General features: G+C 60.5%; 11 protein-coding genes. 5 read left to right on the top strand and 6 right to left on the bottom strand.

Annotated elements, in window-relative coordinates:
- The 5 genes from BOA8489_RS16285 to parC all read right to left on the bottom strand — a co-directional run.
- The coding region (locus BOA8489_RS16285) for a GTP-binding protein (protein ID WP_245813843.1) at positions 1-127 on the bottom strand (127 nt) is incomplete at its 3' end.
- A gap of 71 nt (positions 128-198) precedes the next feature.
- Positions 199-819: a hypothetical protein gene (locus BOA8489_RS16280; protein WP_093975369.1), complete on the bottom strand. Its 621-nt coding sequence runs from the start codon at positions 817-819 to the stop codon at positions 199-201.
- A gap of 62 nt (positions 820-881) precedes the next feature.
- Positions 882-2,009, bottom strand: coding sequence for a M48 family metallopeptidase (locus BOA8489_RS16275; RefSeq protein WP_093975368.1), 1,128 nt, complete (start codon positions 2,007-2,009; stop codon positions 882-884).
- Positions 2,006-3,193 (bottom strand): YjgN family protein, encoded by a 1,188-nt coding sequence (locus tag BOA8489_RS16270; RefSeq protein WP_245813915.1) that lies wholly within the window; start codon positions 3,191-3,193, stop codon positions 2,006-2,008. The genes BOA8489_RS16275 and BOA8489_RS16270 overlap by 4 nt, the downstream gene beginning before the upstream one ends.
- Before the next feature lie 3 nt (positions 3,194-3,196).
- Positions 3,197-5,515 carry a DNA topoisomerase IV subunit A gene (parC, locus tag BOA8489_RS16265; protein ID WP_093975367.1) on the bottom strand — a complete coding sequence of 773 codons (2,319 nt, stop codon included), beginning with the start codon at positions 5,513-5,515 and terminating at the stop codon, positions 3,197-3,199.
- A 106-nt stretch (positions 5,516-5,621) separates the two neighbouring features.
- On the opposite strand from parC, the gene BOA8489_RS16260 reads away from it, so the two are divergent.
- From BOA8489_RS16260 to BOA8489_RS16250, 3 genes are all read left to right on the top strand, one after another.
- Positions 5,622-6,461, top strand: a complete 840-nt coding sequence (locus BOA8489_RS16260) for an SDR family NAD(P)-dependent oxidoreductase (RefSeq protein WP_093975366.1) — start codon at positions 5,622-5,624, stop codon at positions 6,459-6,461.
- Between the two features lie 61 nt (positions 6,462-6,522).
- Complete coding sequence (locus BOA8489_RS16255; protein ID WP_093975365.1) at positions 6,523-6,729, top strand: twin transmembrane helix small protein; 207 nt, start codon at positions 6,523-6,525, stop codon at positions 6,727-6,729.
- Between the two features lie 4 nt (positions 6,730-6,733).
- Positions 6,734-7,306: a cob(I)yrinic acid a,c-diamide adenosyltransferase gene (locus BOA8489_RS16250; RefSeq protein WP_093975364.1), complete on the top strand. Its 573-nt coding sequence runs from the start codon at positions 6,734-6,736 to the stop codon at positions 7,304-7,306.
- On the opposite strand, the gene BOA8489_RS16245 is transcribed toward BOA8489_RS16250, so the two are convergent.
- Positions 7,303-7,668, bottom strand: a complete 366-nt coding sequence (locus BOA8489_RS16245; RefSeq protein WP_093975363.1) for a VOC family protein — start codon at positions 7,666-7,668, stop codon at positions 7,303-7,305. The two genes, BOA8489_RS16250 and BOA8489_RS16245, sit on opposite strands and share 4 nt — an antisense overlap.
- Positions 7,669-7,831: 163 nt before the next feature.
- Between BOA8489_RS16245 and BOA8489_RS16240 the strand changes: the two genes are divergently transcribed.
- A complete protein-coding gene (locus tag BOA8489_RS16240) occupies positions 7,832-8,593 on the top strand; it encodes an electron transfer flavoprotein subunit beta/FixA family protein (RefSeq protein ID WP_093975362.1) in 762 nt (253 codons plus the stop codon).
- Complete coding sequence (locus BOA8489_RS16235) at positions 8,590-9,516, top strand: electron transfer flavoprotein subunit alpha/FixB family protein (RefSeq protein WP_093975361.1); 927 nt, start codon at positions 8,590-8,592, stop codon at positions 9,514-9,516. The genes BOA8489_RS16240 and BOA8489_RS16235 overlap by 4 nt, the downstream gene beginning before the upstream one ends.

The raw sequence follows: 9,516 nt of genomic DNA, 5'->3' as shown, positions 1-9,516 counted from the left end.
CATACGCCTTGAAGTCACCGAAGTACTTCGTGATCGCAGCCGTCAGTGTCGTCTTGCCGTGGTCAACGTGACCGATCGTGCCAATGTTAACGTGCGGTTTGTTACGTTCAAACTTTGCCTTTGCCATCGCCCTGTGTGCCTTTGAATGGGGTGAATTATGGGCGGCCACCTATGGCATAGCGACAGGAAAATCAAGCGTCAGTTGGTCGCTTCGACCTGTGGTGCGGTAACCACGGGCGGCGCGGGCGTCGACAGGGTGAACGGAACCCGTGCGCGTTCGGGCTTGGGAATGAACCACTCGGGGTTTTCCTGCAGCCAGGCTTCGATCTCGCGGGCGGCGTTTTCCGACAGATTGGCGAGCTGCATATCCGCCTCCCGCACCAGCCCGGAGCCAAGGACCGGCACCATGTTGCGGAACCCCTCTCCCACCTGAATGCGCTTGGCTTCCGGGTTGAGCCGCTGCTGCGTGACGTTGTCGAAGACCGACACATCCAAAATCATCACCGACTGCGGTGCATAGACAACCGGGATGCCAGGCTGCGCCAGAACCAACCCACCCATCACGATGCCCAGATGATAAAGTCCGTCGCCGTCATAGCGTCGCAACCGCTTGGCCACCGCGTTCTGAAGTTCGGTTTCCAACTGCTGTTCGGTCAACTCGCGCGAGAACGGCCCCAACACGACGTTATCGGCAATCGCGATGTTGTGACCCAGACGGAAATCCCCAAGCGGAACAGGTGGAACGCTCAGGTCCTCGGGTGTGGTTGTGCAGGCCGCCAGAAAAACGCCGCCCAGAAGTGCCAGAATTGCCCGCCGCATGTGTCTCAGCCCCTTTTTTTCACCGTCGCTTCGGGTTACCGCGCCCGGCGCGTCACCGCAAGTTAGTCACAGATTGCCTTCAGCGCCGCCCAGTCGCCATCCCCCAGAACCGGACGGGTCCTGACAATGCCCTCGCCCGCGGACCGTGCGGTTTCGATCCGGTCACCCAGTGCGGGATGCGACATGAAATGGGCCGCAATGCCGGTGGCATCGCCGAATTCATCCAGCAGCGCCTGAAACAGATCACCCAAAGCCCCCGGATCGACGTTGGCCTCCTGCAAAAGAGCTATCCCGTAGGCATCCGCCGCCGCCTCGGCCTCGCGGCTGTAATCGGCCTGGATCATCTGCTCGACCAGAAACAGAACCACCGCGCCGCCGGCAAAATCCCCGAACAACAACCCCAAAACACCAAGCGAGCCTGCCGAACGCAAAGCTATCCGCGTCGGATCGCGCGCCACGACATGGCCAATCTCATGCGCCAGAACGGCTGCGATCTGGTCGGGACTGTCGGCCGTATCCAGCATTCCGCGGAAGAACACCACCTGCCCGCCCGGCAAGGCGAAAGCATTCACCATCGGATGATCCAGCACGCTGACTGTGATCGGATACGGCAGACCCAGATCCTTGCCGCCGATGCGGGCCAGCATCAAGTCCATTGCCGCATCACCATCCTGCGACGTGCAGAAATCCAAGGGCAGGAAATCCTCACCCAGCGCATTCTGGATTTGCTCCAATGTCGCGGTCCCAAGCGCCTCTTCCCCCGCAGGAGGCAACACCCGCGCCAACTGGTCCGCCATCACCGGCACCAGCACGAACACGATCGCAAAGACCGAGGCAACCGCTGCCGCGGCCCAGCCGAACACCCTCCCACGCCCGCGCACGGGCGGTTTCGCATCAAGCCGCCCAGCGCGCGCGCGGATGCTTTTGATCAGGCCCTTGTCCTCGATCATGATGCGGGCCAGCGCGCGCGTCGTCGTGGTCAGCACCAGCAGCGCATCGTCAGCCTGATCGGGCACGGTGCGCAGCGACGCAAGCGGCCAGCTCAGCGTCTCGCCTTCCGGCATCGTCAGGATCAGGGCGGTGTCGTCGACCCTGGCGCTGACCCGACGGATCGCGGCACTTCGGCCATCGAAGAGATCGCAAAAGATCGCGGGCGGGGCGGCGGATGGGTTCGAGGCGGGCCAGATCATATGGCCGCCCCCAGATCCAGCGCCTCGGCAAAGCCTTCCGCTTCGCGATGCTCGTCGCGGTCGCGCTGCCGGATATCGTGCAGCGACTGCGCCCCGACGATTTCAAGCGTATCAGCATAGTGCCGCCAGACCGGCAAGGTCACAAGCACGTGACGCAGCGCCGCCCAGATCACAAACACAAGAAAATAGGTCGCAAAACCAATAGCCTGCAGGGCAAACCCCGGCGCAGTAAGGTTGTCCAGATCGTCCAGCGAGAATTGCGCGTCATTGCTGGCAAACAGCAGGGCTGCGAACAAAAGACTTGCCGCAATCGCGGCGGCCCCGGTGATGACAGCCGCCAAACCATAGCCAAAAATGTAAATGCCAATGATGCGCGGCGCGCGCAGATGCGAGCGAAACCCAACCGATCCCGCCGTTTTGGTTTCGGTCAAAAGCCGGAAACTACGCACCGAATACCACGTGAACGCAATCCCCAGCAGCGGTAGGCTGACAATCGCGATCCCAAGCACTGTTTCGATACTATCCTCCGTCCAGTTCGAAAAGATCACAACTGCGCAAATGGCCAGGATCAGCCAGAACGGCATCATGCCCTTGGCCAGCATCCGTGCTGTGCCGCCCTGATGAAACTGCCGGTCGCCGTACCACGTCCGGTCAATCCGGAATTTCTCCAGGCGGTGCGTCATCAACGGCCAGAGCAAAGTGCCCGACCCAAGCGCCAGCGCCCAGTAAAGCATCGCGCGCCACGCATAACCCCAGGCGCCGGGGTCCACGCCAAAACGAACTCCCCGCCAGCGCGTGCGCGCCAGTACATAGCGCCGCGCCCGATAACGCGCATAAAACCAAAGCGGGATCACTCCGACGAACGACGCAACATAGGCAGCGGTATTGCCGTCAAACAGCGAGAAACTGACGAACATCAGGATCAGGTTCACGATGCCGATGTAAAAGGCCAGGATCACCACCGCGATGAAAAAGCCCAGCAGCTTTTCCAAAGGATCACCCACATATTCCAGCGGCCGCCCACCCGGACGGATCGACGACCAGTAATACCGCCGCAGACGGGTTTTCATCCAGAACCGGTAAATCCCAAGCGTCAGGACAGACAGCAAACCCATGCCAAAGGCCATCCGAAAGATGCGCCCAAGTCGACCGATGAAATCCGTATTAAGCGTATCCGCCGCCACGGCTCAGGTGAACCTGTTGTCCTGAGGGAAGCCCCGCGGTGCCATCCGCCCGGCACCCGCGCGCGCCCCGATCCATTCGGCCAGATCCTCCGCGCTAACCGTTCGTGTCCGCCCCGCCGGGTCGCGCCAGCTCAAGCCTTCCGAAAGGGTAAACGTGCGCGCATCATTCAGCCCGCCGTCCTTGTACTTCTGCAACCGAACACCCTTGCCGCGCCCCATTTCCGGCAGGTCGGCAATCGGGAAGATCAACACCTTGCGGTTCTCGCCAACCGCCGCCACGTGATCGCCCTTGACCGGTTTGCACACCGATGCGCGCGTGTCGCCACGCACGTTCAGCACCTGTTTGCCGGCCCGCGTCTGCGCCACGATCTCGTCTTCCGACACGACAAAACCATCGCCCGCCGTTGACGCCACCAGCAACTTGCGCCCCGGCTGATGGATGAACAGCGCCACGATCTCGGCCTCGTTCGGCAAATCGACCATCAGTCGCACAGGCTCGCCCATCCCGCGCCCGCCCGGCAGGTTCGACGCCGAAAGCGTGTAAAACCGCCCGTTCGAGCCACAAATCAGCAACCTGTCCGTCGTCTCGGCATGGAACACAAACCGCGGCCCGTCGCCGTCCTTGAACTTCAACTCGCGCTCCAGATCGATATGACCCGTCATCGCCCGGATCCAGCCCATCTGACTGCAAACCACCGTGATCGGCTCGCGGTCGATCATCGCTTCCAGCGGTACATCGGCCACCTCGACAGCCTCAGCAAACACCGTGCGGCGCGCGCCACCCTCGGCGTCCTTGCCGAAAAGCTTCTTCACCTCGCGAAGCTCACCTGCAATCTTGGTCCACTGCTGACCTTCATCGCCCAGCAAATCCTCCAAAGCGGCACGCTCAACCAGCAATTCGTCGTATTCCCGGCGCAACTCCATTTCTTCCAGACGCCGCAACGCCCGCAAACGCATGTTCAGGATCGCTTCGACCTGAACTTCGCTCAATTCGCCATCACCTTCGGGCGGCGACACATAATCCGCCTCATCCATCGCGCGCACAAAATCCCGCGACCAGTCTTCGCGCATCAGTGCCGCCTTCGGCTCGTCATCATAGCGGATAATATCAATCACACGGTCCAGATTGAGGAACGCCGTGATAAACCCTTCCAGCACCTCAAGCCGGTGATCGATCTTCGCCAACCGATGCTCGGACCGCCGCACCAACACGTCGCGGCGATGCTCCATAAAGGCGCGCAGCACCTCTTTCAGCGAACACACCTTCGGCGTCACACCGTCGATCAGCACATTCATGTTCAGACTGAACCGCGTCTCAAGATCCGAGTTGCGATACAACATATTCATCAGCACTTCGGGATCGACATTGCGCGATTTCGGCTCAAGCACGATGCGGATATCTTCGGCGCTTTCGTCCCGCACATCGGCCAGAATAGGCACCTTCTTGGTCTGGATCACCTCGGCCAGCTTCTCGATCAGACGGCTTTTCTGCACCTGATAGGGGATTTCGGTGACCACGACCTGCCACTGCCCGCGACCAAGGTCCTCGACCTCCCATTTCGCGCGCACCCGGAACCCCCCGCGCCCCGTGCGATAGGCCTCGGCAATCGACTCGGGCGGCTCGACAATCGTGCCGCCCGTCGGGAAATCAGGCCCCTTCACCATCTCGATCAGCGTGTCATCGCGCACCAATTCGCTGTTCTGCTTTTTCGCCAGATGAATGCAGGCGTCACACAACTCGTCCAGATTGTGCGGCGGGATATTCGTGGCCATGCCAACAGCAATCCCGGACGACCCGTTGGCCAGCAAATTCGGAAACGTAGCAGGCAATACCACCGGTTCTTCCAGCGTGCCTTCATAGTTCGGGCGAAAATCAACCGCGTTCTCGGTCAGACCTTCCATCAACGCCTCGGCCGCCACCGTCAACCGCGCTTCGGTATAGCGTTCAGCCGCCGGATTATCGCCGTCGATGTTGCCAAAGTTACCCTGTCCGTCAACCAGCGGGTAACGAACGTTAAATTCCTGCGCCAGACGCGCCATGGCGTCATAGATCGCCTGGTTGCCGTGCGGGTGATAGTTGCCCATCACGTCGCCAGTGATTTTCGCCGACTTTCTGAAACCCCCGGTCGGGGACAGCCGCAACTCGCGCATCGCAAACAGAATACGTCGATGTACCGGCTTCAGACCGTCGCGCGCATCCGGCAAGGCACGGTGCATAATTGTCGAGAGCGCATAGGTCAGATACCGGTCACCGATCGCGCGGCGCAAAGGCTCGGCCGTGAAATTCGGGTTGATCTTGGGGGTATCTGTGTCATTCGCCATAGATGATGTGTAGCGACGCGGGATTCTGGCGGCAAGGCGGGAACGTCGCTTATCAACAGGAATTCACGGCCTTGCATTGCGGCGCGCGCCATAGCACATGCACCACATGACCAAAGCGGCGAAATCCATCCTGATCACCGGAGCCTCCAGCGGCATCGGATTTGACGCGACAACGACGCTTCAATCAAGAGGCTGGCGCGTCTTCGCCGCCTGCCGCCAAAAGGCCGACGCCGACCGCCTCAAAGCAAACGGCCTGCCCGATGCCGTTCATCTTGATTACGAAGACCCCGCCTCGATCACCGCGTGCGTTAACCATGTACTGACCGAGACCGGCGGCACCCTCGACGCACTTTTCAACAACGGTGCCTACGCTATTCCCGGCCCCCTCGAAGACCTCTCGCGCGCCGCTCTCAGCGCCAATCTCAACGCCAATTTCCTCGGCTGGCACGACCTGACGGTCCAGATCCTGCCCGCAATGCGCGGCCAGGGCCACGGGCGGATCGTCAATTGCTCATCGGTGATGGGCTTTGTGTCGACCCCCTATCGCGGCGCCTATGCCGCCTCGAAATACGCCGTCGAAGCCTGGTCGGACGCCCTGCGCATGGAAATGGCGGACCTTGGCATTCACGTCGCCCTTATCGAGCCCGGCCCCATCCAGACCGACTTTCGAAAGAACGCCGTCAAACGGTTTGAACAATGGATCGATTGGGAAAACTCGCCCCGCGTCGAAGACTACCGCAGCCACCTTCTGGACAAACTCCAAAAGGGCTCGAACAAAAGCATCTTCGCCAAATCGCCCGCAGCCGTCACCGAGAAACTGATCCACGCCATCGAAAGCCCGCGCCCGAAAGCGCGCTACTTCGTCACGATCCCGACCTACGCGACAGATCTTTTGCGTCGCATTCTGCCGACAAGTCTCTTAGATCGCGTGATGAGGCGCGCCTGAACGTCGCGTTCGCCTTCACCAAAAACCGCGCTAGGTCACGTGCCAAGCAACCGAGGTTTCCATGTTAGAAGATCCGCTTTTCATCGTTGTCGGCATCGCCTGCCTGATCGTTCTTGGGGTATTGCTGACCGGCATCGGCGGCTTTGCCAAGGGTGGCGATTTCAACCGCAAACACGCAAACCGCATCATGCGCTACCGCATTTACGCGCAGGCCGTCGCCATCGCGCTCATCCTGCTTTTTGTCTATCTGCGCCGATCCGGGGGATAATTTCATGGTCGTACTCAACAAAATCTACACCAAAACAGGTGATGCCGGCGAAACCGCATTGGGCAATGGCGCGCGCGTCGCCAAACATGCGGTGCGCGTCACCGCCTATGGCACCGTGGACGAACTGAACGCCACGGTCGGCATGGCACGCCTTCACGCCGAAGGCGACATGGACCGCCTCTTGTCATTGATCCAAAACGATCTTTTCGATCTCGGCGCGGATCTCTGCCGCCCCGACATGGAAAAAGACAGCGAAGCTGGCTACCCCGTTCTGCGCATGGTCACCGCGCAAACTGCGCGTCTGGAAACCGAAATCGACGAGATGATCAAGCGGCTTGAACCTCTGCGTTCGTTCATTCTGCCCGCCGGCTCCGCGCTTTCGACCCAGCTTCACCTGTGCCGCACCGTCGCGCGACGCGCCGAGCGTCTGACGGTCGAACTGGCCACGATGGAATCGGTGAACGAAGCCGCGGTCACCTATCTCAATCGCCTGTCCGACTGGTTTTTCGTTGCCGCCCGCATCGCCAACGATGAAGGCCGCAGCGACGTGCTTTGGGTTCCGGGCGCGAACCGCTAACCCGCAGGCGGCTCCCACAATTCAATCGGATTGCCTTCGGGGTCGTGGATCCGCGCAAAACGGCCCACACCCTCCATAGTTTGCTCGTGGCCGATCTCGATCCCGGCGGCGCGCAACTGCGCGACCATCGCGTCCAGATCGTTCACCCGGAAATTAACCATGAAAGCGCGATCTTGCGCAAAATAATCCGTGTCCGCCGCGAAGGGCGCAAACACCGTCACACCCGCCTCGCCGACCCACGGCGGCGTCGTCATATCCGTCGGTGCGGGATTGATGCCAAGATGCGTTTCATACCATTTCGCCAAGGTGCCGGGATCTTTCGCCCGAAAGAACACGCCGCCAACGCCAACCACCTTTTCCATCGCTTTTCTCCCACGATTCTTTCCGATCCTAGCACAGAGCGCCCAAAACGCGGCGTCGCAGCGACGAAACGCGTCGATTTTGCACTGTTTTCCCCCCGCCGCCTTCGCTAAACCGGCTGAGAAATCAGCGGGGGCAACCCCGAACGCGAAGGAGTTAACGCAAATGAAGGTGTTGGTGCCTGTCAAACGCGTCATCGATTACAACGTGAAAGTGCGCGTCAAAGCGGACGGATCGGGTGTCGATTTGGCGAACGTTAAGATGTCGATGAACCCGTTTGACGAAATTGCCGTCGAACAGGCGATCCGCATGAAGGAAGCGGGTCAGGCAGACGAAGTTGTCGCCGTGTCAATCGGCGTGAAGCAAAGTCAGGAAACCCTGCGCACCGCTCTGGCGATGGGCGCGGACCGCGCGATCCTGATCGTTGCGACGGACGACGTCCACAACGACATCGAACCGCTGGCAGTGGCAAAACTGCTGAAAGCCGTCTGCGACGAAGAACAACCCGGCGTTGTTCTGTGCGGCAAACAGGCGATCGACAACGACATGAACGCAACCGGCCAGATGCTGGCTGCGCTGACGGGTTGGGCGCAAGCGACGTTTGCCTCCGATATCCAGCTTGACGGCGACAGTGCCGTGGTGACCCGCGAAGTCGACGGTGGTCTGCAAACAATCAAAGTCAAAATGCCTGCAATTATTTCGGTCGATCTGCGCCTGAACGAACCGCGCTACGCCTCTTTGCCGAACATCATGAAGGCGAAGAAAAAGCCGCTGGATGAGAAAACGCCGGAAGAATACGGCGTCGACGTCAGCCCACGCCTCCAGATCGTCTCAACCGGCGAGCCGGATCAGCGCAAAGCGGGCGTGATCGTCGGTTCGGTCGATGAACTGGTCGCGAAACTCAAGGAAGCGGGGGCGTTGGCATGAGCGTTCTACTCTTGGCGGAAGTCAACAACGGCGAATTGTCACTGGATGCCACATCAAAGGCCGTGACGGCTGCGAAACTAATGGGCGATGTGACCGTTCTTTGCGCGGGCGCTTCGGCGGCGGCTGCGGGCGCGGAAGCTGCGAAAATCGACGGTGTTTCCAAGGTATTGGTCGCCGAAGATCCGTCGCTTGGTCACCGTCTGGCGGAGCCGACCGCCGCACTGATCGTATCGCTTGCGGGCGATTATTCGCACATCGTCGCCCCAGCCACGACCGATGCGAAAAACGTGCTGCCACGGGTCGCGGCCCTGCTGGACGTCATGGTCATCACCGATATTTCGGGTGTTGTTGATGCGGACACGTTCGAGCGTCCAATCTATGCGGGCAACGCAATCCAGACTGTCAAATCGCTGGACGCGACCAAAGTCGTGTCCGTGCGCGTGTCGTCCTTCGACGGCGCCGCCGAAGGTGGAAATGCCCCGGTCGAAACCATCGGTGCCGCCGCAAATCCAGGCTTGTCCGAATGGGTCGAAGACAAGGTTGCCGCAAGCGACCGCCCCGAGCTGACATCGGCCGGCGTGGTTGTGTCCGGCGGTCGTGGTGTCGGTTCGCAAGAGGATTTCGCGCTGATCGAAAGCCTTGCCGACAAACTGGGCGCCGCCGTCGGCGCGTCCCGTGCGGCGGTCGATTCCGGCTATGCCCCGAACGACTGGCAGGTCGGACAAACCGGCAAGGTCGTAGCACCCGATCTCTATGTTGCTGTCGGAATTTCCGGGGCTATTCAGCACCTTGCAGGAATGAAGGACAGCAAGATCATCGTCGCGATCAACAAGGACGAAGAAGCGCCGATCTTCCAGGTTGCTGACTACGGTCTTGTTGCGGACTTGTTCACCGCGGTGCCGGAGTTGCTGGAAAAGCTCTGA

This window comes from Boseongicola aestuarii, from assembly GCF_900184815.1.
In the GTDB taxonomy this organism is placed as follows: Bacteria; Pseudomonadota; Alphaproteobacteria; order Rhodobacterales; family Rhodobacteraceae; genus Boseongicola; species Boseongicola aestuarii.
The sequence above is the reverse complement of the archived record's forward strand: the minus strand, read 5'-3'. Positions and strand labels throughout refer to the sequence as shown.